Annotated in this window: 18 protein-coding genes, 1 other RNA gene, 2 pseudogenes and 1 riboswitch; of the genes and pseudogenes, 6 read left to right on the top strand and 15 right to left on the bottom strand. The window is 54.0% G+C overall.

The window, feature by feature from the left end; translation table 11 throughout:
• Positions 1-38: 38 nt before the first annotated feature.
• Positions 39-1346 carry a nucleobase:cation symporter-2 family protein gene (locus tag A0V43_RS05125; protein ID WP_063192546.1) on the bottom strand — a complete coding sequence of 436 codons (1308 nt, stop codon included), beginning with the start codon at positions 1344-1346 and terminating at the stop codon, positions 39-41.
• Positions 1343-1930: a xanthine phosphoribosyltransferase gene (locus A0V43_RS05120; protein ID WP_063192545.1), complete on the bottom strand. Its 588-nt coding sequence runs from the start codon at positions 1928-1930 to the stop codon at positions 1343-1345. Before A0V43_RS05120 ends, A0V43_RS05125 begins: the two co-directional genes overlap by 4 nt.
• Positions 1931-2046: 116 nt before the next feature.
• Positions 2047-2148, bottom strand: a riboswitch (purine riboswitch).
• A gap of 309 nt (positions 2149-2457) precedes the next feature.
• On the opposite strand from A0V43_RS05120, the gene A0V43_RS05115 reads away from it, so the two are divergent.
• The 5 genes and pseudogenes from A0V43_RS05115 (at position 2458) to A0V43_RS05100 (ending at position 6773) form a co-directional block, all read left to right on the top strand.
• Complete coding sequence (locus A0V43_RS05115) at positions 2458-4116, top strand: IS1634 family transposase (protein WP_063192544.1); 1659 nt, start codon at positions 2458-2460, stop codon at positions 4114-4116.
• A 123-nt stretch (positions 4117-4239) separates the two neighbouring features.
• Positions 4240-4497 (top strand): hypothetical protein, encoded by a 258-nt coding sequence (locus A0V43_RS18685; protein WP_128577980.1) that lies wholly within the window; start codon positions 4240-4242, stop codon positions 4495-4497.
• Positions 4485-4631, top strand: coding sequence for a cytochrome c oxidase subunit 2A (locus A0V43_RS05110; RefSeq protein ID WP_013145460.1), 147 nt, complete (start codon positions 4485-4487; stop codon positions 4629-4631). Before A0V43_RS18685 ends, A0V43_RS05110 begins: the two co-directional genes overlap by 13 nt.
• Positions 4632-4652: 21 nt before the next feature.
• Entirely contained in the window at positions 4653-5123 is a 471-nt protein-coding gene (locus A0V43_RS05105; RefSeq protein ID WP_011231043.1) for a cytochrome c oxidase subunit II, read from the top strand.
• 1 nt (position 5124) lies between these two features.
• Positions 5125-6773, top strand: a pseudogene (locus tag A0V43_RS05100) (b(o/a)3-type cytochrome-c oxidase subunit 1).
• Positions 6774-6905: 132 nt separating this feature from the next.
• On the opposite strand, the gene A0V43_RS05095 reads toward A0V43_RS05100, so the two are convergent.
• From A0V43_RS05095 to gpsB, 5 genes are all read right to left on the bottom strand, one after another.
• Entirely contained in the window at positions 6906-8408 is a 1503-nt protein-coding gene (locus A0V43_RS05095; protein WP_269465483.1) for a carboxypeptidase M32, read from the bottom strand.
• A 118-nt stretch (positions 8409-8526) separates the two neighbouring features.
• Complete coding sequence (locus A0V43_RS05090; RefSeq protein WP_063192543.1) at positions 8527-10464, bottom strand: ATP-dependent DNA helicase; 1938 nt, start codon at positions 10462-10464, stop codon at positions 8527-8529.
• A 122-nt stretch (positions 10465-10586) separates the two neighbouring features.
• The gene (locus A0V43_RS05085; RefSeq protein WP_063192542.1) at positions 10587-11729 is read right to left on the bottom strand and encodes a THUMP domain-containing class I SAM-dependent RNA methyltransferase; all 1143 of its coding nucleotides are present in this window, start codon (positions 11727-11729) and stop codon (positions 10587-10589) included.
• Between the two features lie 147 nt (positions 11730-11876).
• An RNA gene (gene rnpB, locus A0V43_RS05080) (RNase P RNA component class B) lies at positions 11877-12273 on the bottom strand.
• Between the two features lie 99 nt (positions 12274-12372).
• The gene (gene gpsB, locus A0V43_RS05075) at positions 12373-12669 is read right to left on the bottom strand and encodes a cell division regulator GpsB (protein ID WP_063192541.1); all 297 of its coding nucleotides are present in this window, start codon (positions 12667-12669) and stop codon (positions 12373-12375) included.
• Here gpsB and A0V43_RS05070 point away from each other — a divergent pair.
• Entirely contained in the window at positions 12668-12862 is a 195-nt protein-coding gene (locus A0V43_RS05070) for a hypothetical protein (protein WP_014195685.1), read from the top strand. The genes gpsB and A0V43_RS05070 overlap by 2 nt on opposite strands.
• 42 nt (positions 12863-12904) lie before the next feature.
• Here the strand turns inward: A0V43_RS05070 and A0V43_RS05065 are convergent, their stop codons facing one another.
• From A0V43_RS05065 to A0V43_RS05030, 8 genes and pseudogenes are all read right to left on the bottom strand, one after another.
• A complete protein-coding gene (locus A0V43_RS05065) occupies positions 12905-13150 on the bottom strand; it encodes a CotD family spore coat protein (protein ID WP_025950050.1) in 246 nt (81 codons plus the stop codon).
• 211 nt (positions 13151-13361) lie between these two features.
• Positions 13362-13496 (bottom strand): hypothetical protein, encoded by a 135-nt coding sequence (locus tag A0V43_RS20775; protein ID WP_011231035.1) that lies wholly within the window; start codon positions 13494-13496, stop codon positions 13362-13364.
• A gap of 93 nt (positions 13497-13589) precedes the next feature.
• Positions 13590-14855 carry a ribonuclease H-like domain-containing protein gene (locus A0V43_RS05055; RefSeq protein ID WP_063192540.1) on the bottom strand — a complete coding sequence of 422 codons (1266 nt, stop codon included), beginning with the start codon at positions 14853-14855 and terminating at the stop codon, positions 13590-13592.
• A gap of 83 nt (positions 14856-14938) precedes the next feature.
• On the bottom strand, positions 14939-17215 hold the full coding sequence (locus A0V43_RS05050; protein ID WP_063192539.1) for a DEAD/DEAH box helicase: 2277 nt from the start codon (positions 17213-17215) through the stop codon (positions 14939-14941).
• 245 nt (positions 17216-17460) lie between these two features.
• Positions 17461-18246 carry an IclR family transcriptional regulator gene (locus A0V43_RS05045; protein ID WP_033025320.1) on the bottom strand — a complete coding sequence of 262 codons (786 nt, stop codon included), beginning with the start codon at positions 18244-18246 and terminating at the stop codon, positions 17461-17463.
• Between the two features lie 175 nt (positions 18247-18421).
• Positions 18422-18892, bottom strand: a pseudogene (locus tag A0V43_RS05040) (fumarylacetoacetate hydrolase family protein); the annotation flags it as partial.
• 11 nt (positions 18893-18903) lie between these two features.
• Positions 18904-20121, bottom strand: coding sequence for an NAD(P)-dependent malic enzyme (locus A0V43_RS05035; protein ID WP_011231030.1), 1218 nt, complete (start codon positions 20119-20121; stop codon positions 18904-18906).
• 188 nt (positions 20122-20309) lie between these two features.
• Positions 20310-22493 carry a malate synthase G gene (locus tag A0V43_RS05030; RefSeq protein WP_063192538.1) on the bottom strand — a complete coding sequence of 728 codons (2184 nt, stop codon included), beginning with the start codon at positions 22491-22493 and terminating at the stop codon, positions 20310-20312.
• Between the last annotated feature and the right edge of the window lie 5 nt (positions 22494-22498).

Raw genomic sequence — 22498 nt, 5'->3', positions numbered from 1 at the left:
CCGGAAAACGAAGATGGCTATAAAAGCGATCAACACCATTATGAAATTTTTTGTTCCTGCAGCGGCAGGGCAACTGATTTTCTCGCTTTGCCTAGATGGAAGACGGCGTTTAAGAGGATGGCGGTCATGCTGCCGGCGACGATGCCGCTGTCGGTTAAAATGCGCAAGCCGGTCGGCAGCTCGGCAAACAAGTTCGGCACCGCCGTCACCCCAAGCCCCACGCCGACCGAACAGGCGATGATCAGCAAGTTCTCTTGCACAGTTAGGTCAACTTGGCCTAACATTTTCACACCGTAGGCAATGACCATGCCGAACATCGCGAGCATCGCCCCGCCTAAAACCGGTGCTGGTATGATCGTCGCCACCGCGGCGATTTTCGGCACGAACCCAAGCAAGACGAGGAAGGCCGCCGCGGCGTAAATGACGCTGCGCGTTTTCACGCCCGATAATTGGACAAGGCCGACGTTCTGCGAGTACGTCGTGTACGGAAATGCGTTCAACAGCCCGCCGATGATGATAGCCAATCCCTCGGCGCGGTAGCCGCCCGCCAAATCCTCATCCGTCAGCCGGCGGCGGCAAATGTCGGATAAAGCGAAGTAGACGCCGGTCGATTCAACAAGGCTGACGATTGCGACGAGCACCATTGTGAAAACAGCGGGGCCATGAAACGACGGAGCGCCGAAGTAAAACGGCTGCGGCCAATGAACCCACGATGCCTCAGCGACCGCTGTCCAGTCCACTTTCCCCATCATGGCCGCTGCCGCCGTGCCAGCTGCCATGCCGAGCAAAATGGCAATGGAGCGAATGAACCCTTTGAAGCAACGGTACAACACGATAATGAGCGCAAGCACGCCAAACGACAACGCCAAGTTAGCCGGATCACCAAAGTCCTTCGCCCCTTGTCCGCCGGCCATATTGTTCACCGCTGCCGGGATGAGCGTCAAGCCAATGACGGTCACAACCGAACCGGTGACAACTGGCGGAAACAACGTCCGCAACTTGCCGAAATACGGACTGATGAGCACCACAACCGCTCCGGCGCAGAGGATCGCCCCATACACCGCCGGCATCCCGTACTGTCCCCCAATAGCGATCATCGGCCCGACCGCCGTAAATGTGCAGCCAAGCATAACCGGCAAGCCGATGCCAAACCACTTGTTTTTCCACGCTTGCAAAAACGTCGCAATGCCGCACGTCAATAAGTCAATGGCCACTAAATACGTCAGCTGCTCGCTCGTTAAATGCAGCGCCCCGCCGACGATGAGCGGAACGACGATCGCCCCGGCGTACATGGCCAATACATGTTGGATGCCGAGCGATCCGACTTGCCACCATTTCATCTTCATCGACTCATCACCTCGTCAGCAAATTGAATGGCGCCACCATCAAGCGATGCAATGCGGGCGAGCGACACAACGCGGAAGCCGCGCGAACGAAGCAGCCGGCCGCCGTCTTGAAACGCTTTTTCAATGACAATGCCGATGCCGACCATATCAGCCCCCGCTTGCTCGATGATCTCCACCATTCCGAGCGCCGCTTGGCCGTTGGCTAAAAAATCATCAATGATCAGCACCCGGTCGCCGCGGCCAAGCAGCGAGCGAGAAACGATGATTTCATTCGCTTCTTGCTTTGTAAAGGAGTATACTTCCGTGCAGTACACGTCGCCGGTCATCGTCAACGGCCGCCGCTTGCGGGCAACGACAAGCGGAATGCCGAGTTCATAGGCGGCCATAAGCGCCGGGCTGATGCCGGACGACTCGAGCGTCAACACTTTCGTCGGCCGCTCGTCACGAAACCGGACAGCAAATGCCTCGCCAATCCGCTTCATCAGCTGAGGATCCACTTGATGGTTTAAAAACCGGTCGACTTTCAGCACCCCGTCCGCCGCGACCTCCCCTTCAGCGGCGATTTTCTCAAGCAACTCACGCATATTTGGTTCCCCCCAATAAAAAAAGCTTAAAAAACACCGGCCTCACTCATTCCATGAGTCAGGCAATGTCTTTTAAGCCAAGGCAAAAGAAAGGCGCAAAACATCCATTGCCGCCTTCCCTTGACATTGCCACTCATAGTCAGCCGATTTACGGTCGGCTGGTAGAGACTCGCAAGCCATATTCTTGCGATTATATGAGTGAGTCAGTGTGATTCAGTTATTAGCAGTATACCATGAGGGGGCGTGTTTGAAAAGCGGGTTTTTAAAAAAACACGAACATTAAACAAAAAAAACTTTCAATCATTCGTTTGTTTCGATATTCGCCTTGACAGAAGCTGTTGCTTTAACGGGTGGCAAACAGCGTCTTTATGATAGGCTTAATCTCTTTGCTGCATCGCATTGCCTGTTCAATCGCCGGCGCTTTACATCTCACATTTCGCACCCTTCCGACGAAAATCGGGAGGATTTTTTGTTCCGATGTCGAATGAATCCTTGACACACAAGGAATGTAAAGGAGTTTTTCTCTCATGAATGTGAAAGTCAAAGGGATCTGTCGTAATGATTATTTGAATATAATAAGTGTTCTAGTCAAAAAGCTGGACATCCCCCGCTTGATTGACCATCTTGTCCCCGTCGATCCACAGTGCCAAACACGAGTCAGCGATGCCGTTCAGGCCATCCTTTACAATCTATTTGACGGCCGGCAAGCCCTGGTTCACTTAGAACGATGGGCTCAGGAGATCGATTTAGAGAAACTCATCCGTCCCGGTCTCCAACCTTCCTGGTTGAACGACGATGCCTTGGCTCGTCATCTCGATCGCTTGTATGAGGCCGATATTCACAAGGTCATCAGCACTTGCTTGATTCATATTTATCGCAAAGAAGGCCTTTCCCTCCGAGTCTTTCATGCCGATACGACGGACAAGACGGTTTACGGAGCCTATGAATCGGCCTCGTTGGAGGCTCTGCAGATCACACATGGCTACAACCGCCATCATCGTTGGCAAAAACAGATCGGCTTTGGACTGGTCGGCAACGAGGACGGCATCCCGTTTTACGGCGATGTGCACGACGGCAATCGATCGGATAAGGCGTGGAATCCTGAGGTGCTGTCGCGGATCCACGAACAGTTTAAACAAGCCAAGATCGACGATGAGTGGATTTACGTGGCCGATTCCGCCGCGATGACAAAAGACACCTTGGCGCAGACCAAAGCCGCCCGTGCCTTTTTGATCACCAGAGGCCCTTCATCGCTCCGGATCGTGAAACAGGCGCTCGCGGAGGCCGATTCGCCTCACATCCCGTGGAGCAAACCCTTTACCCTAGCGGAGAGAAACGGCGCTACGTATCGGGTATGGGAAACGGCCTCGACCTATGAAGGCCACTCGGTTCGGCTGATCGTCGTCGAATCGAGCGCCCTCGACCAGCGCAAAGGAAAGACGCTCGAAAAAGAGCGGGTCAAAGAAGCGGAGCTTCTTTGTGAGGAACAAGTCCGTTGGGAGCGCCACCCCTTCTCCTGCCGCGAAGACGCCGAACAAGCCTTGACGTCCCTCAAGGCGTCCCTTCGCCCTCGGTTTCATCGAGTGGAGGCCGCGGTCGAAGAGATCGTGCGTCCGAAAAAACGGCGCGGACGGCCGAAAAAAGGGGCGGAGCCCGAGACGGAGACGCTGTACACCCTTCGCCTAAACGTCGAATTCGACCAACCGGCATGGGAACAGGCAAGACGGAAAGCGTCCCGGTTTGTCCTCGTCACGACCGTTCCGAAGGAATGGAAGGGCCAACAAATGGATGCCCAAGAGATCTTGAAGCTGTATAAAGGGCAAATCTCGGTGGAAATGAACTTCGCGTTTTTGAAAGATCCGTTTTTCACCGATGAGATTTACGTCAAAAAACCGGAACGGGTCGCCGTATTGGGCTATTTGTTTCTGTTGGCCCTAGCGATTTACCGCGTTTTTCAGCGCCGGGTGCGCCAGTTCATCACACCCGAACGTCCGTTAAAGGGTGCGGGAGGCCGCAAGTTGACACGGCCAACGGGACAGGCGATTTTTCAGCTGTTTCAATATGTGAACGTCATCCTGCTGGAGCTGCCAGACGGGCGCATCCAACGCGCACTCGATCGCCCCCTCAACCCGGACCAGCGAAGGATTCTGCAGGGATTGGGCATGGATGAGAGCATCTACGTGTAACGTGATACGGAACGACCAGCGATGGTAAAAAAAGGATTGCCATCGCTCGTTGTGTTGGTCAAAAAGTTATTCTGAAAAACTAAATAAAAAATCCTTCGTTTTGACCTTGTTAGGGTGCGAAATGTGAGTTACATGCCAGCAAAAAGAACATTGGCGGGCTCTGCTGCCGCGAGAGAAAATGACGTCTTCATCATTTTTTCACAAACGTCACCATTTGTTCACACTTCCAGCATCGTTTTTGTGAGAAAAGTCACTGTTGCCCCAGTTTTGTACAGTTATGATAGTGTCAAAGCAGGGAAATTGGCCGTTTGGCGCACCTGCCGAATTGCTGTTATGGGGATGAATCCAACAAAGAGGAGGGATACGGCATGGCAAAACTGATCACAGCGGCCCGGCAAACGAAAAAGGAAAAAGAGCCGGCGCTCAAAGGCACGCTGGCCTCTGTGTTTCTGCTCGGCTTTTTCGTCATTTTTTCTTGGGTCAGCGTCTACTTTTTATTTTTGCACCGCCTGTAAGCGGCAAAGGAGGGAATCGGTATGCACATCCATAAGTATGAAAAAATTTGGCTTGCGTTTGGCATCGGCTGTTTGATCGTTTTTTTGACGGTCGTCGGCGTAAGTGCATTCGCCGCCGGACAGCAGCCGCCGAGCTGCCTGACAACGATCGATCCAGAAAAAGTCGATTCGACCCCGCCGTTTGATCATCCGGGGCTCGTCAAAAAAGGAGACAAGGAATACGAGTTGAACATCGTCGTCGCCGCGTTTTCTTTTACACCGAATGCGATCGAAATTCCAAAAGGAGCGAAAGTGACGATCAACGTCACTTCGAAAGACGTCATCCACGGATTTGAAATCCCGGGAACGAACGTGAACATGATGGTCGAACCCGGTTATGTGAACAGCTTAACAACCACGTTTGACAAACCGGGCGAGTATACAATTCTTTGCAACGAATATTGCGGCGCCGGCCACCATATGATGACGGCGCGCATTAAGGTGGTGGAGTAACATGGCACAACCGTTGGAAAAAGTCGATCGCCGCGATGCGAAACTGGCGCTTGCCCATTTGTTCGTCGCCTTTACCGCCCTCGCGCTCGGGGGTTCGCCGGCCTATTGCAAACATTAGTCCGTTCCGGCAAGTTTGAGCTCCCGGCTGGGATCAGCTATTACACGATTTTGACGACGCACGGCGTCTTGCTTGGACTCGTGCTGACGACGTTTTTCATTATCGGCTTTCAGTTCGCCGCGGTCAGCCGTACAACCGGGGCGCTCTCAGACGGTTCGCGCCGGACCGGTTGGATCGGTTTTTGGCTGATGACAATCGGAACAGCCATGAGTGCGTTTTTCATCTTAACCGGTAAGGCATCTGTCTTATATACGTTTTACGCGCCGCTTCAGGCGCATGCCGGCTTTTACATCGGCTTGGCGCTTGTCGTCGTCGGCAGCTGGGTGAGCGGCTTTGCGATGTTCGCTCATTATGCCCGCTGGCGGAAAACGCACCGCGGTCAAGTGAGCCCGCTGCTGGCGTTCATGTCAGTGACGAATATGGTGCTATGGCTCGTCTGTTCGCTTGGCGTCGCCGCCACCGTCGTCTTCCAGCTCATTCCGTGGTCGCTTGGGCTCACGGATCGGGTGAACGTGCTCTTGAGCCGGACGCTGTTTTGGTATTTCGGGCATCCGCTCGTCTACTTCTGGCTATTGCCGGCGTATATGGTTTGGTACGCCGTCATTCCGAAAGTGATCGGCGGCAAAATGTTCTCCGATTCACTCGCGCGGCTGGCGTTTATCTTGTTTTTGCTGTTTTCGATTCCGGTCGGCTTCCATCACCAATTGCTTGAGCCGGGGATTTCGCCGTTTTGGAAATACGTGCAAGTCGTCTTGACGTTCATGGTCATCATTCCGTCGCTCATGACCGCGTTCGCCATGTTTGCGACGTTTGAATCGTACGGCCGCTCGCAGGGAGCGACCGGCTTGTTCGGCTGGCTGCGGAAACTCCCGTGGAGCGACGCCCGCTTTTTCGCTCCGTTTGTCGGGATGCTGTTTTTCATTCCGGCCGGCACCGGCGGGATTATTAACGCCTCGCACCAACTCAACCAAGTCGTCCATAATACGATTTGGGTGACCGGCCACTTCCATTTAACGGTGGCAACGACTGTCGTCCTAACATTTTTTGGTGCGTCATACTGGCTCATTCCGCATTTGACCGGCCGGGTGATGACGAAAGCGATGAACCGGCTCGCCATCATTCAAACGATCGTTTGGGCGGTTGGGATGACGTTCATGTCCGGCTCGATGCATTTTGCCGGTCTGCTCGGCGCACCGCGGCGCTCGGCGTTCTCAACGTACGGCAATTCGCCGCAAGCGCTTGAATGGATTCCGTACCAAATCGCGCAAGCGGTCGGCGGCACCATCTTGTTCATCGGCATTATTTTGATTCTCGTCATCGTGATCAACTTGGCCTTTTTCGCCCCGAAAGGCGAAACGGAGTTTCCGGTCGCCGAGGCAGCTGCTCCGTATGAACGGGCTGCACTGGCGCTTGAAAACTGGAAGCTTTGGATCGGCCTCGTCGTTGCGCTCATTTTGATCGCCTATACGGTGCCGATCATCGACATCATTCAAAACGCTCCGCCGGGGTCGAAAGGATACAAATTATGGTGAAACAAGAAGGTGTCCCCAAGCGATCGGGACACCTTCCTCTTTATGTGCATAAAACCGAGACATAATAGGACTTTGTCGACAGAAAAACGAAACGAACAGCGTAAGAACGATGTTTGCACTGACGCGCCTGTTCTATAATCGATAAAGCGCCTTATATTTTTCTTCTAAATATTGAATAAGATAATCGGCTTTCAGCGTTTCGCCCGTCGCATCGCGCACAAGTTCGAGCGGCTTTTTCATTTTTCCAAACTGGTGGATATGAACGGTCAGCCATTCACGGATCGGTGCGATGTTCCCCTCTTCAAGCAGCCCAGCTACATCCAACTCTTTTTCCATCGCTTGCTTGAATTGCGCCGCATACATATAGCCAAGCGCATACGATGGGAAATAGCCGAAGCTGCCGCCGGACCAATGGACGTCCTGCAACACGCCGACCGCATCGTTGTGCGGGCGGATGCCAAGGTATTGTTCATATTTCTCATTCCATACATCCGGCAAGTCGATCGCTTCCAGCTCCCCAGCAAACAGCTGCTTTTCGATTTCATAGCGGATGATAATATGGAGCGGATACGTCAGTTCGTCCGCTTCAATACGAATGAGCGACGGCTTCGCTTCATTGATCGCCCGGTAAAACGCATCAAGCGAAACGTCGGCGAACTGCGTGGGCGCGTATTGCAAAAGGCGCGGGTAATGCCGCTTCCAAAACGCATAGTGGCGTCCGATCATATTTTCAAAAAAGAGCGACTGCGATTCATGAATGCCCATCGACGCCCCGCTTGCAAGCGGAGTGCCGACAAGCGACTCGGAAATGTGTTGTTCATACAGCGCATGGCCGCATTCATGGATCGTGCCAAACACCGCGGTGCGGAAGTCGCGCTCGTCGTAGCGCGTCGTAATGCGCACATCGTTCGGGTTGAGCCCGATCGCAAATGGATGGACCGTCTCATCAAGCCTCCCCTTGCCAAAATCATAGCCGAGCTCTTTAAGCAACTCAAGCAGAAAAGCGCGCTGCTTTTCTTTTGGAAACGGCGCGAACAAAAAGGACACATCCGGCTTGTCGGACGCGGCGGAAATGGCGTGCACAAGCGGGACGATGCGTTCGCGCAGGCGGCTGAACAGTTCGTCAAGCAAATCGACGGTCATGCCCGGCTCGTATTGATCGAGCAGCGTATTATACGGGTGTCCTTCATACCCCCAATAACGGATAAAGCGGCGCTGAAACTCGATGATTTGCTCCAAATACGGGCGAAACCGGGCGAAATCAGCAGCCGCTTTCGCTTCTTCCCAAACGCTTTCCGCTTTGGAACAAAGCACGACAAACTCTTTGTATTCATCCGCTGGAATTTTTTTATTGCGCTCGTATTCTTTTTTGCATTCATCAAGCGTTTTCTTTGTCACATCATCGAGCTCTTCATAGACGGCTTTGGGCGACAGCTTGGCGATAAAGGCTGCCATCTCCTCGGATGTCGACATGCGAAACACTTCTTCTGACAGCATGCCGATCACTTCTGATCGCTGCTCGACCCCTTTTTTCGGGGCGCCAGTCCGCAAATCCCAATACATGAGGCCAATCGCTTCGCGGTAGCCCGTCATTTTTTTCACGTATTGCAAAAACTGCGCTTCGATTGGTTTCACTATACTCAGTCCCCCTATGTATTTCATGGCCGTATCATCATTTCCATAACAAGGTGCCATTTTCCTGCTTGCCAGCGAGAAAATGCTATTTTTGTGGAAAATGAAAAAGGGAAGAATATCATTCTTCCCTCACCGCTGTCGGCAACACGTCTTTGATCGCCGCAATGACCCGTTCATCTTCCCTGTCGGTGACGAAAATGGAAACAATGCCGCGGTCATCGCGTGTGCGGATGAGCCGTCCGACTCCTTGGCGAAGGCGAAGAAGCATATACGGCACATCGACGTCCCAAAACGGGTTGCGATACGCTTTTCGCTTCGCCTGAAACACCGGATCATTCGGCGGATACGGCAGCGACCAAATCATGACGTTCGAAAGCGACGGCCCCGGGATGTCCAGCCCCTCCCATAAATGTTCAGAACAAAGCACCGTCTCTTCCTCGCGCTGAAATTCAGCGACCAAATCGCTGATTTCGCGGTCGCCTTCAAACAAAAACGAAAATGGTTCGCCGGCTGCCGCCTCTTTAAACTGAAGAAGCTCCTCACGCGTCGGGAACAAGATGAGCGCCCGGCCTCCGGTTTCGCGCAATTTTTCAAGCGCATATGCGTATTTTTTGGCAAACAGCGTCTCATCCGCGCGGAACGTCGGCATAAAAATCGTCATCTGTTCGTCGTAATCAAACGGCGACGGCACGCTGAACGATAAATAGTCATCAATGCCTAAGCTTTGGGCGATATAGGCAAACGATTTTCCGCTCGATAGCGTCGCTGACGAAAAGATAAACGGCATGCGTTTCGCGAACACTTTTTCGCGCAACACTTCTTGAACGGTGCGCGGCATGACGACAAACGTCGCCTCTTGACGCGACGACTCAAGCCACGTAATGGCGTCGGCGTTTTTCAAAAACAAATCGAGTGAATACTGGATTTGATCCAAATATTCATCCACAATGTTCAGCTGGTAATGATCGATCGTATACGTCTCACTTTCAAACACAAGCTCGTTGCCGATTTCGACCATTTGGCCGCGGAGCCGCTTCGCCCACTGTTCAAGACGCGGCGACGGCAAAATTTCTTTCCGGTTCGAACCCGGAACGTCTTTCGCGCACGCTTTCAGCTCATCAAAAAAGCGCGTGCTCGTCTCCAGCGTCTCCTCAATTAAATAGGCGAGCTCTTCACGGATGTCGTTTTCAAGAAGACGTGTCAGCAACGTCTCAAGCGTCGTCTCTTTCATTCGATATGTCAACGCCTTTTGCGCAGCGAACTCCAATAAATGCCCTTCGTCAAACACGACACAGCTCGCTTCCGGCAACAGCGGCAGCTGTCCTTCCCGCTTGCGCGCTTCATACGTCCAAACATGTTCCATATAAAAATCGTGCGAGCAGACGATCAAATCCGCCGCCTTCCGGTAATAGTCGCGCCAAAGCGTCTGTCCGCAGCGATGCCGCTTTTCGCACGTGAAACAGTCTTGAAACGGATCCCAGGCGATTTTTTTCCACTGTTCATCAGTCAGGTGGGCGTATTCTTTTCGGTCGCCGTAGCGGTAGAACGACTGCAGCGGTTTGTTGTCATGGACGAAAGCCGGAAGTTCATCGTAAATTTGCTCATACAGCTCGATGTCGTCATCGTCATACGTCGTCACTTCTTCCAGTTTATTCAAACATAAATATTGATCCGGCGATTTCGCCAGCCGGACGTCGATTTCCAGCCCGAGCACGTTGGATAGCTTCGCAATATCGCCTTCCTTTTTGACAAGCTGCTCAATGAGCGTCTCATCGGCGCAGGCGATAATGGCCGGCTTGCCTGTATAACGGGCGTAACAAATCGCATACAACAAATACACGATCGTTTTCCCTGTGCCAACTCCCGCTTCGGCGAAGATCACCTTTTTTTCTCGAAACGCCCGCTCGAGCTGAAACGCCATATAAATTTGCTCGTCGCGCAGCTCAAAGCCGGCTTCCGGCAAAATGTCATAAAAAACATCGCCGATCCACTGGCTCAACTTATCAAAAAAGTTTTCATTTTTTTCTACAACAAACGGATAACGCTCATGGCCCATCGTCGCCACCCCTCCAATTGGCATAAACTCCCCCGGCATATCATGCATAAGCGCGCAACAAGTTTGTTGCGCGCCCGATCGCTAGTAACAAAACAATATTATGATCGATGGCCGCCGAGAAGTCAACTTCGAGCTTCGCGCGGCGGCCGCGGCCCCCAGTACTGGTAGTAATGCGTTTCAATAAAGCCGTTAAACAGTTTGCGCCGCTTCGTCGCCGGGCGGCCGTAATACGTTTCAAAACCGCGGTGGGCGGTCAAAATGTACACCGACCACGTATCCAAGGCGGCGAAGGCGCGGCCGATGGCGCGATAGAGCGCTTCGACCTCCCGTTGTTCGCCAAGCCGTTCGCCGTATGGCGGGTTGCCGACGATCACCCCGTATTGTGCATCGGTCCGAAACTGCTCGGCGCGGCCCTCCCGAAAAGAAATGAGATCGGAAAGCCCCGCTTCGGCTGCATTCATCTTGGCAATCTCGACCATGTGCGGGTCAAGGTCAATCCCGCAAATATCAAGCGGTTGGTCGTAACGCGCCATCTGTTCCGCCTCTTGGCGCGCCTCTTCCCATACCGATTCCCCGATCCACGGCCATTGCTCCGAGACGAAATCCCGGTTAAACCCTGGGGCGATGTTTTGGCCGATCAGCGCCGCCTCAATGGCAATCGTGCCCGACCCGCAAAACGGATCGACGAACGGGCGCTCGGGCGTCCAATTGGTGAGCAACACTAAGGCGGCCGCGAGCGTCTCTCTTAGCGGCGCCTCCCCTTGGCGAGCACGGTAGCCGCGTTTATGCAGCCCGGCGCCGCTTGTATCGATCGTCAACGTAGCGATATCTTTGTGAAGCGCCACCTCGATCCGATACAACGGCCCGGTTTCCGGGAACCACGACAAATGATAGCGCGCTTTTAAGCTTTCGACGACTGCCTTTTTCACAATGGCTTGGCAGTCGGAAACGCTGAACAGCGTTGATTTGACCGACTTCCCGATCACCGGAAACTCAGCATCTTTCGGCAAGTAATCGGCCCATGGCAACGCCTTCGTTTGTTCAAACAACTCCTCAAACGTCGTCGCTCGAAACTCACCGACTTTCAGCTTCACGCGGTCAGCGGTGCGCAGCCAAAGGTTGGCCCGGCAAATGGCGAGCGCATCGCCTTCAAACGTCACTTTGCCGTTCTCCACTTGGCACTCATAGCCAAGCCGGCGCACTTCTTCCGCGACGACTGATTCGAGCCCCATCGCGGCCGTGGCAATCAGCGAAAACGAAGTCATCCTGTTCCCCCTATCGGATAGGTGTATGCATCCTCATTCATGGCCTATACTTCCATTATAGTCATATGGAAGGAAAACACACAAAAGAGAAAGCCCTCCTTCCTGCAGGAGGGCTTTCCCACGATTCCAATCACCGCATTAATCATGTTCTGTAAGCCATGTTCTGTACCTTCGTACTGCAAGCGGCTTTCGCCTCGTACTCCGGCGGTAATCATCTATCTACAGGCAGCGTACACCGCCTGTCCTTCCCTCCGTTCATTTCCTTCGGGAAGGTGCCCCTACCATCATTTGGGTTTCTCGCTCGTGGGGTTTACCGCGTTCCACCTCTAAGGTTTCCCTTAGAGCTGCGTCACTGTGGCACTTTCAGGGTAATCGAACCATATCCGCATGCGGACGTAGGTTCTTTCCCCGCCGTCAGCCCAGCCGAAGCCAGACTGCCCTAGCTTATGGATTCGCTAGGCACGAACACTACGGGCATCTCAGCACCGTGCGAGCATGGACTTTCCTCTACGGCCGAAACCGGCCGCAGCGATTACCCGAACATGATTAACGCTGCGAGCATCTTACAGTATAGCTGATCTTGGTGTGAGAATCAAGAAGAAAAAATTAGAAATCCCTGCATCAACTTCGCCCTGCCGGCTGGTTATTCATACAGTTTCCGGCCAAACACATGCTTTTCTAAGTTGGAAAGGCGCTGCAAAATGTCGTAGTTCGTCGTTCCCGCCGACATCGCCGGCCGTTTTTGAAGATCCTCGACTTGCCGCTTCAGCCGGGCGTTTTCCTGGCGCAGCTCGTCAATTTCTTGCTGAAATGCTTCATAATCTTTAATAATGAGATCCAAAAATTGATCCACTTCGTCTTGGTTGTACCCCCGTATGCTTACCTTAAATTCCTTTTCTAAAATGTCCTTCGGCGTCAGTTTTACTTGATGGGCTGACATGGCTTTTCACCTCAATCCGCATTCAACGATCATCTTCTCTTTATTTTTTCAGAAATTCAGCCGGTTGTCAATTGACGGTTGGCTTGCCGCATCGATCGGGAAGCCGCATGGCGCCCACGCAGACTTCCCGGCGGCGCCGAAACGCCGTCCTCCCGCCCAAACGCCGCCGGCTGCCGGCGTTTTCCATCCGTAAAAAAACAGAAGCCGACAAAGCGGCTTCTGTTTTTGGCCCTTACTATCGCAACGGAAACGGCGGAAATGGCATCGGTCCCGGACCCGGGCAGTACAGATGGCGATTGGCAGCCTGAGCCACCGCCGATTCCGTATGCGGGAAATAATGTTGATGTTCATACAGGTGATGATAAACATGCGTCGTATGCGATGGATGGATATGCGGCACAATCGTTGCTTCGAAATGATGCAAAACGTTGCAACGAGGCGGATGAACGATCGGCGCCGTTACATTCGGCAGGCAATGCATCATATTCCTCTCCTTTCATCAATTTAGGCTGTTGCTTGACAATACTAGCCTATGATGAACGGAGTGGACTCGTACTAGTATAAACACCCATTTTGAAGAGCCATTCGCGCCAACAATCTACCGGCTCTCCCGCCCCCGGTGCTTCGGACGTTTTGGCATCGTCATTCGTCTTTTTGAATCCGTTATGCGGCGCCGGCCTCTCTGACGTTCATTAATAGATATAATTGAACACGACAAACGTCAAACCGACGACAATAAAAAAGAGATACAAAATTTTTTTGTACATGCTCCGCATCGTCTTCTTCTCCCTGCCATCGTTTTCGTTCATTCCGATGCCATTGTACACGTTTTTTCTTTTTTCTACAAGATTCACAACAAAAAGACGAAACATTTTCGTTTTCTGTCATATTTTGCGCTTGCCAGGGAAATGGACGAGTTCTCACCCGTTTTTCTTGCGTTCAAGCCGCGCGAGCCGCCTGCGCCATTCCGCTTCTTCTTTCTCGCTATGTTGTCGGCTCATCCTAGCGAGCGACCTCCACGCTTCATATGCCATAACGGCATAACGGTGCGCTTCGGCCGCATCCCGGAAATAATGTTCATACACCTTCGCCAGTTCAAGCCCGGCCTTCGCCTTCCAATAGCCATTTCCGTGGATCAACAAGTCGCGCCAAAGGAGAGCAGCCTCTTCATATCGTTTTTCTTTTCGGTATAAAAGCGAAAGCTGCCATTTCGCCGCCTGCGCTTCCTTCGCCCCTTTGCCGCTCGCCTCCTCGTACACCCCCCTTGCAGCCGCTGTTTCCCCGACCGCTTCGAACCAACGGGCGGCGGCCAACTGCTCCTTGGGGTCAGCGAGCCGGTCCGCTTCAAGCAGCTGAACGGATAGGTGAATGTAGAGAGCAATGAGCGACAACACGTCGCGCTCGTTATGGCGCAATACTGGCATGAGCCGGTCTGGATGGGGCGTTTGCAAAAACTCCTTGTACATCATCGGCGCCAAAAAGCCCGGCACATCATCGCCCCGCTCGACGTGGAGAATGTGCCGCTCCACTTCCGAAAGGCGCAGCGAATCCAATTTGTCTTTCCATAAGCGGCGGGCGGCGTGATACAAATCAAAATGACCGAACGCTGGCAATTTTGGCACCATGTTGCGGACAAGCGCATGGCGCGTTTTCAGGCGCGGCCAGTCGAACGCTTTTCCATTATAGGTAACAAGCGTCGTATAATCGACGTCAGACAAAAAACTTTGATAGAGCGCCACTTCCGCCCCTGGGTATGGCAGAAGATGCTGGCGGATGGTGACGAAATCGCCAAGAATGCGGGCGTGGCCAAGCAAGAACATGATGTTTCCCACCCCGCTTGAAAGTCCCATCGTCTCCGTGTCAAAAAAGAATAAGTCGCGAACGGCAAAGCCGCGGCAGGAGAGCGGATGGGAAAACGGCGCTTCCTGCCATCTTTCGTGCACTTCATACAGCGCTCCGAGCCGATAGCGGCCGTGCTGATAGTCAAGCGGATACACCGTTTCCCGAATGAGGCAGTAATCGCCGGCAAACCAATACGGCTTGGCGCCGTACTCCCGCCAAACGTCGGCATACGGCACGTCCGTCACAGGTCGTCCGTCCGGTTTCTCTTCTTCTTTTTCTTCATCGTTCTCCTTTTTATGCCGGGCGGCAAGCAATTCTTTCCATTGCGCCAACTTCGGCTTCATCCGTTCACCCCCTCCTTGCTTGACGTCGGCTTGCTTCTATAAGTTGATTCTCCCACACTCGGCAAAAACACGCATGACGACGCTTAAACGGACGGACCGGCCCAAACAGCAAGTTGTTCGTCCAAAAACTGGACAAGTTCGCGCTTCAACGACGGTCCGTCAGCGCTTGAAATGCCGATGCACGATGGGCAGCCGTCCGCACACGGGCAGCGTTCGACCCATTCTTTCACATGTTTCATGATCTCTTCATACCGTTCAAACACCGCCTCCGACAGGCCGACTCCGCCTGGATAGCGATCATAAAGGAAAATCGTCGGCCGTCCGGAATGCGGCGCCTTCAGCTGCGGCACGACGTGAAGATCGGAGCGGTCGCACATGACAAACACCGGCACGAGATGACCAAGCACATTGGCGATGCCGACAAGGAGTTGTTCAAACAGCGCCGGGGAAAACCGTGACGGCACCGCCTCCCACTCGATCCACGCTGCCGATGTATGCAGCGTTTCCTCGGGAAGCCGGATCGGCCCTGATCCGATGTTTTCAAACGTCGACAGCTTCAGCTTTTTAAAAATCGTCGCCATCGCTCGGACCGATACATCACCGTAACGCACCGCCATTTGTCCGCGCGTTTCGCTCCGGTCTTCCGACAGCACATCAAGCCGGACAGCCAAATTGGCGTCCGTAAAATATTCAACATCCACTTGGCGGACGTACGCCTTTTTCTCCTCCCAGTCGAGCTTTTCGACTTGGTATTGTGCTCCTTCATGCAAATAAATCGCTTCATCATGAAGCAGCGTCATCGCGCTGAAGCGGTCCATTTCGCCAATGACGCGATGGCGGGCGGTGTCGGAAATATCGATGATGACGACGTTTTCCTGAGCTGCGGAGCGCAAACTGATATCATGCGCGGGAAACGCGTCGCTCATCCAATGCCAGCGCCCAGCTCGCTCATGGAGCACCCCTTGCTCGGCCAAAAAGTCGAGCACCTCTTCGACCTCGACGCCGCCGAACGTCTCGCCGCACCGGAACGGAAGCTCATAGGCGGCGCATTTGATATGATCGACCAAAATGAGCAGATTGTCCGGGTTGATGCGCGCCGCCTCCGGCGAGCGGGCGAAAAAGTATTCTGGATGGGAGATGATGTACTGATCGAGGGGGCTTGCGCTTGCGATCATCACAACGAGCGAATCGCCCTGGCGCCGGCCGGCGCGCCCGGCTTGCTGCCACGTGCTGGCGATCGTTCCCGGATACCCTGTTAAGATGCACGCTTGCAATTGGCCGATATCAACACCGAGCTCGAGCGCATTCGTGCTCACCACACCGATAATCTCCCCGCTGCGCAACCCTTTTTCAATGGCGCGCCGCTCGTTCGGCAAGTAGCCGCCGCGGTAGCCGCGGATCGTCGTAGCGCCGATTCGTTCGTTCACCACCGCCTGCAAATGACTTAAAATCAACTCGACACGGACGCGGCTGCGGGCGAAAACGATCGTCGGAATGCGGTTGACAAGCAGCTGTCTTGCGAGCTCAACGGCCGTTTTTGTCGCGCTTTGGCGGATGTTCATCGTCCGCTCGACAACCGGCGGATTGTAAAACACGAAATATTTCCGCCCGCGCGGCGCCCCATTGTTGTCAATAAGCGTCACCGGTTCGCCGATCAGCCGCTCCGCCAACTCTTTCGGATTGGCGATCGTCGCCGACGTGCAAATAAACGTTGGTCGACTCCCGTAAAAGGCGCAAATGCGCTTTAAGCGGCGGATGACGTTCGCCACATGGCTGCCGAATACGCCGCGGTATGTATGCAGTTCATCGATGACGACGTAGCGCAGCTGTTCAAAAAGAGAAATCCATTTCGTATGGTGCGGCAAAATGGCCGTATGGAGCATATCTGGGTTGGTGATGACAATATGGCCCGCTTGACGGATTTTTTGCCGCAGCGCCGGCGCCGTGTCGCCGTCGTATGTATGACTGTAAATCGACACCCCCATCTCGGCGATGATCTCGTTTAGTTCATTTCTTTGATCTTGAGCGAGCGCCTTCGTTGGAAAGATATACAGGGCGCGGCTCGATGGCTCTTTGGCAATGGCATCGAGCACCGGCAAATTGTAGCAAAGCGTTTTCCCTGAAGCGGTCGGCGTCACGGCGACAATGTTCCGCCCGCTTTGGACCGCGTCATAAGCGGCCGCCTGGTGCGTATACAACGAAGCGATGCCGCGCGCTTTGAGCGCCGCGCCAAGCCGCGGATCGAGTTCGTCTGGAAACGGAACGAAATTCGCTTCTTTCGGTTCGATTTCATGCCAATACACGACATTCGGATCTTGGCGAAGCTGTTCGATCCATTCCGAAAGCGTCTGTTTTCTCACGTCGCATATCACCTCGTTTCTATTTTACATGCATTCCGTTTGTTTGCACTACAAAAAACGCCCACCCAGAGGCAGTCCTCTCTCGTTTCAAACTGGCAGACAACCGATATATCGGAGCCGGCCGAACGACAGAACGTTCGATTGTATCTGAACAGTTTTGGAAAAAGGATGCCTTCCTCTCATCTTCCCCGCCAAGGCGGCATCCACATGGGTCATTCTTCTTGGCACAAAAAAACGTCCAGCCGCTACAGCTGGACGGAATGGGCTCCACGATAGCCGAGCCTTGCCGACAGTTCTTTGCCGATCTGCCGCATGCGCACAGTGAGCGATGTGATGCGGTCGTCCGTCATGCGGATCGTCGGGCCGGAAACGCTGATCGCCGCGACGACGCCGCCGGTATAGTCAAAAATCGGAACGGCAACACATCGGATACCGTACTCGTTTTCTTCCAAGTCAAGCGCATACCCGTTTTGCCGGACGGTCTCAAGTTCGCGGAAAAATGCCTCGCGGTCGGTGATCGTCCAATCGGTATGCTTCGGCAGTCCTTTCCGATCGATGATCTCTGCAGCCACCGCGGGCGGCAAATGGGCTAAAATGGCCTTGCCGACCGCCGTGCAATGCATCGGAGCCCGCTTGCCGACTTTGGAGTGCATGCGCAGCGTCTCCGTTCCTTCCAATTTTTCAATATAAATGACTTCCCCTTGGTCATAGACGACGAGGTGGATGACCTCGTTCGTTTCTTTTTCGAGCACGCGCAAATATGGCTTCGCCTCTTGGCGCAAATCGATCGAATCAAGCAGCCTTGAGCTGAGCTCTAAAAACTTGTAGCCGAGCTTATACCGCTCCGTTTCCGGATGTTGTTCGATATAGCCGTATTGGGCAAGCGTCGTTAAAATGCGGTACACCGAACTTTTGTTGATGTCCATTTGTTTCGCGATTTCCGTCACGCCCAGCCCGTCCTTTTTCGTGCTGACGATTTCGATAATTTGCAGCGCCCGGCGGACCGATTTGACCGTGTTTTCTCGTTCCATCGCATTCACCTCGATTTGTTCTCTCCGCTCGCCATTATACACGAACAGCCGGGCTTTTGCAGGCGGGAGAGCAGCACAGGCGCGCATGGCAGCGAGCGCCGCCTTAACGGACGGAACGTATTCACCGTCAGGACGCGCCTGATGCCTTGTTTGGCCCAGAGATGCCGCACGTTCGTTATGAACGTCGGATGGAAACGGCTGGCGCTTTGGCGGCGACGAACGTATTGCGGAGCGTGCCGATGCCGTCCACATCGCATTCAATGACCGTCCCCGGGCCGACAAGCTCGGCGCCGATCGGGCTTCCCGTCAAAATGACGTCGCCCGGTTGCAGCGTCATGACATGAGACAAATACGAAATCATTTTGCTGATGGAAATGATCATCAGCTTGGTCGAGCTGTTCTGCTTTTCTTCACCATTGACCCGCGCTTTCACCGATACAGCCCGAGGATCGAGCTCTGTTTCAATGACCGGGCCGAGCGGTGTAAACGTATCGAACGATTTTCCGATCGTCCAATGGCCGTCCGGGTGGAAAAACTGCGGCGCGGTGACATCGTTGGCGACCGTATAGCCGAAAATATACGACCACACGTCTTCTTCGCTCACCTGCTTTGCCTCTTTGCTGATCACAACCGCCAGCTCGGATTCTTCATCGATGGCTACCCCTCTCTGACACGATTTTGTTCCTCAACTTTTTCCTTGACTCGAGCCACCCCGGTCTCCATGGCGGCACGGGCGACGGCGGAAGCGACGGCCTCGACGACGCGCCGGTCAAACGGGTTCGGGATGACATACTCTTCCGTCAGCTCTTCCGGCTGGATGAGCCCGGCGATGGCTTCGGCAGCGGCAATTTTCATCGCCTCATTAATTTGCGTCGCCCGCACATCGAGCGCGCCGCGGAAAATGCCAGGGAACGCCAACACGTTGTTCACTTGGTTCGGCAAATCCGACCGGCCGGTCGCGACCACGGCGGCGCCGGCGGCTTTTGCCTCATCCGGCATGATCTCAGGGACCGGATTGGCCAAGGCGAATACGACCGCCCCGCGGTTCATCGTCCGAACCATCGCCGGCGTCAACGCCCCAGCAACCGAGACACCGATAAACACATCCGCGCCTTGAATGACGTCCGCAAGCGTCCCGGAGATACGGCGGTGATTCGTTTGCCGGGCGATTTCCTCCTTGATGGCGTTCATCCCATGCGAGCGCCCTTCATAAATCGCTCCTTTTGTGTCGCAAACGATCAGTTCGCCGACTCCGATCGACAGCAGCAATTTGGCGATCGCCACCCCGGCAGCGCCGGCGCCGTTGATGACAACCCGGCAATCGGCAAGCTGTTTGCCAACCACTTTCAAGGCGTTCGTCAGCCCAGCGGCCACGACAATCGCCGTGCCATGCTGATCATCATGAAACACCGGGATCGCCATCTCTTGGCGAAGACGCTCTTCAATGACAAAGCAGGCGGGGGCGGCGATATCTTCCAAATTGATGCCCCCAAACGCCGGTTCCAGCAACTTGACCGTTTGAATGATTTGTTCCGGATCTTCAGTATCGAGGCAAAGCGGCACGGCATCGATCCCGGCGAACGCTTTGAACAAGGCGGCTTTCCCTTCCATGACCGGAAGCGCCGCCCGCGCGCCAATGTTGCCAAGCCCAAGCACCGCCGTGCCATTCGAGACGACGGCGACAAAATTTCCCTTCACTGTATAGTTGTACATTTCGTCTTGGTCGACGTAAATTTCTTTGCACGGTTCAGCCACTCCCGGCGAATAAATGAGACTTAAATCATTGGCATTCACGACCGGCACTTTCACTTCAACTGACAGCTTTCCTCTTGCCTGCCGATGGACAAGCAACGCTCGTTCTCGCAAATGTTCCATCACTGATCCCTAGCTACTAGCCTTCCCCATCCCCTTGTACCGCCTTTTGTGCTGCTTTGCGTTTGACAACCGGCCAATAGTAACTAGGAGCTGCCTCCTTTCTCTATTTATTTTCTTAATTTTCTGATCATAATAGATAGGAAGGAACAAGGTCATCCATCCCTTGTTCCTTATACAACTTTTGGCGTTTATTGCTGAATGGCGGCAAATTTCGCTTTTGCTTCTTGACGACGGCGGTGCAAAATCGGCTCGGTATAGCCGTTTGGCTGTTCATAGCCGCGGAAAATGAGATCGCACGCCGCTTGGAACGCCACCGAATCATCGTAATTCGGCGCCATCGGACGATAGTTCGGATCGCCGGCGTTTTGCTCGTCGACGACTTTCGCCATCCGCTTGAGCGTCTCAAGCACTTGCTCTTTCGTGCAAATGCCATGATGGAGCCAGTTGGCGAGAATTTGGCTCGAGATGCGAAGCGTCGCCCGGTCTTCCATCAGTCCGACGTTGTGAATGTCCGGCACTTTCGAGCAGCCGATCCCTTGGTCGATCCAGCGGACGACATAGCCTAAAATGCTTTGGCAGTTGTTGTCGAGCTCTTCTTGAATCTCTTCCGCTGTCCATTGCGGATGGTCAACGACCGGGATTTGCAACATGTCGTCGCGATAATCGTTCCGATCGTTCGCCAGTTCGCTTTGCACAGCGGAGACGTTCACTTGATGGTAATGAAGCGCATGGAGCGTGGCCGCTGTCGGCGACGGCACCCATGCCGTATTGGCGCCTGCTTTGAGCTGCGCTCCTTTTTGCTTCAGCATTTCTGCCATCAAATCCGGCATCGCCCACATTCCTTTGCCGATTTGCGCCCGGCCGCGGAAGCCGGCGGCAAGCCCAACGGCGACGTTCGATTTTTCATACGCCTGCAGCCAAGTCGATGATTTCATCTCGTTTTTGCGCAACATCGGACCCGCTTCCATCGATGTATGAATCTCGTCACCCGTCCGGTCGAGGAAGCCGGTGTTGATAAAAATGATGCGGTCGCGCACTTGGTAGATGCAGTTTTTCAAGTTGAGCGACGTCCGCCGCTCTTCATCCATGACGCCGATTTTGATCGTGTTCCGCTCGAGGCCGAGCATGTCTTCGACGCGGTCAAACAGCTCATTGGCAAACGCCACTTCCGCCGATCCGTGCATTTTCGGCTTGACGATGTAGATGGAACCTTTGCGCGAATTCAAGTAGCGTGTATTGCCGATGAGCGAATGTTTCATAATCAAGCTTGTCATGACGGCGTCCATGATCCCTTCATGCACTTCTTCGCCATTCGCATGCAAAATCGCGTTGTTCGTCATTAAGTGCCCGACGTTGCGCACGAACATAAGCGAACGGCCCGGCAGCACAAGCTCCCCGCCATCCGGCGTTTTGTATACGCGATCCGGGTTCAGGGAGCGCGTCATGATTTTGCCGTTTTTCTCAAATGTCGCTGTCAAATCGCCTTTAACGAGACCAAACAAGTTGCGGTAAACGAGCACTTTGTCTTCGGCGTCAACGGCCGCCACCGAATCTTCGCCGTCCATGATCGTCGTGACCGCCGCCTCCAACACGATGTCTTTGATGCCGGCTTTATCCGTTTTTCCGACCGCATGCTCGCGGTCGATTTGAATTTCAATGTGAAGACCATTGTTCTTCAGCAACACCGCTGTCGGATGTTGCGGGTCGCCTTGGAAGCCGACGAATTTTTCCGGCTCTTTCAGCCCTGTCGTCGCCCCGCCTTCTATCGTCACGACGAGCCGCCCGTCAACGACCGCGTATTGGACTGCGTCTTGATGGGAGTGTTCTGCAAGCGGCACTGCTTCATCCAAAAACTGCCGCCCGTAGGCGATGACTTTCGCCCCGCGCACCGGGTTGTACGACGAACCGCGCTCGGCGCCGTCTTCTTCGCTGATGGCGTCGGTGCCGTACAGCGCGTCATATAAGCTGCCCCAGCGGGCGTTGGCGGCGTTTAAGGCATAGCGGGCGTTTGTGAGCGGCACGACGAGCTGCGGCCCGGCCTGCACGGCAATTTCATCGTCGACATTGTCGGTCGTAATCTCAAAGTCCTCGACTTCCGGCTCCAAATAGCCGATCTCGGTCAAAAACGCTTTATACTCGCCAAAATCGAAGCGGCCGCGATGCGCTTTATGCCACTCATTCAATTTTTCTTGAATTTCGTCGCGGCGGGCGAGCAATTCTTTGTTGCGCGGCGTCAAATCCGTGATGAGCGCGGCGAAATCGCGCCAAAACTTGTCTTGGTCCAATCCGCTGTTCGGCAGAAGCTCCTCGTTGACAAAGTCGTACAACACTTTGGCGACTTGGATGTTCCCTTTTTGTACGTATTCGCCCATTATTC

The sequence above is a fragment of the Geobacillus sp. JS12 genome (genome assembly GCF_001592395.1).
Taxonomy (GTDB): domain Bacteria; phylum Bacillota; class Bacilli; order Bacillales; family Anoxybacillaceae; genus Geobacillus; species Geobacillus zalihae.
Note: the sequence above shows the minus strand (reverse complement) of the source record. Positions and strands in the feature narration are given on the sequence as shown.

Coding starts and splice junctions, on each gene's coding strand:
- A0V43_RS05125 (WP_063192546.1), bottom strand. CDS start 1,346: ATGAAGATGAAATGGTGGCAAGTCGGATCGCTCGGCATCCAACATGTA.
- A0V43_RS05120 (WP_063192545.1), bottom strand. CDS start 1,930: ATGCGTGAGTTGCTTGAGAAAATCGCCGCTGAAGGGGAGGTCGCGGCG.
- A0V43_RS05115 (WP_063192544.1), top strand. CDS start 2,458: ATGAATGTGAAAGTCAAAGGGATCTGTCGTAATGATTATTTGAATATA.
- A0V43_RS05110 (WP_013145460.1), top strand. CDS start 4,485: ATGGCAAAACTGATCACAGCGGCCCGGCAAACGAAAAAGGAAAAAGAG.
- A0V43_RS05105 (WP_011231043.1), top strand. CDS start 4,653: ATGCACATCCATAAGTATGAAAAAATTTGGCTTGCGTTTGGCATCGGC.
- A0V43_RS05090 (WP_063192543.1), bottom strand. CDS start 10,464: ATGGGCCATGAGCGTTATCCGTTTGTTGTAGAAAAAAATGAAAACTTT.
- A0V43_RS05085 (WP_063192542.1), bottom strand. CDS start 11,729: ATGACTTCGTTTTCGCTGATTGCCACGGCCGCGATGGGGCTCGAATCA.
- A0V43_RS05070 (WP_014195685.1), top strand. CDS start 12,668: ATGGCTTTTCACCTCAATCCGCATTCAACGATCATCTTCTCTTTATTT.
- gpsB (WP_063192541.1), bottom strand. CDS start 12,669: ATGTCAGCCCATCAAGTAAAACTGACGCCGAAGGACATTTTAGAAAAG.
- A0V43_RS05065 (WP_025950050.1), bottom strand. CDS start 13,150: ATGCATTGCCTGCCGAATGTAACGGCGCCGATCGTTCATCCGCCTCGT.
- A0V43_RS05055 (WP_063192540.1), bottom strand. CDS start 14,855: ATGAAGCCGAAGTTGGCGCAATGGAAAGAATTGCTTGCCGCCCGGCAT.
- A0V43_RS05045 (WP_033025320.1), bottom strand. CDS start 18,246: ATGGAACGAGAAAACACGGTCAAATCGGTCCGCCGGGCGCTGCAAATT.
- A0V43_RS05035 (WP_011231030.1), bottom strand. CDS start 20,121: ATGGAACATTTGCGAGAACGAGCGTTGCTTGTCCATCGGCAGGCAAGA.
- A0V43_RS05030 (WP_063192538.1), bottom strand. CDS start 22,493: ATGGGCGAATACGTACAAAAAGGGAACATCCAAGTCGCCAAAGTGTTG.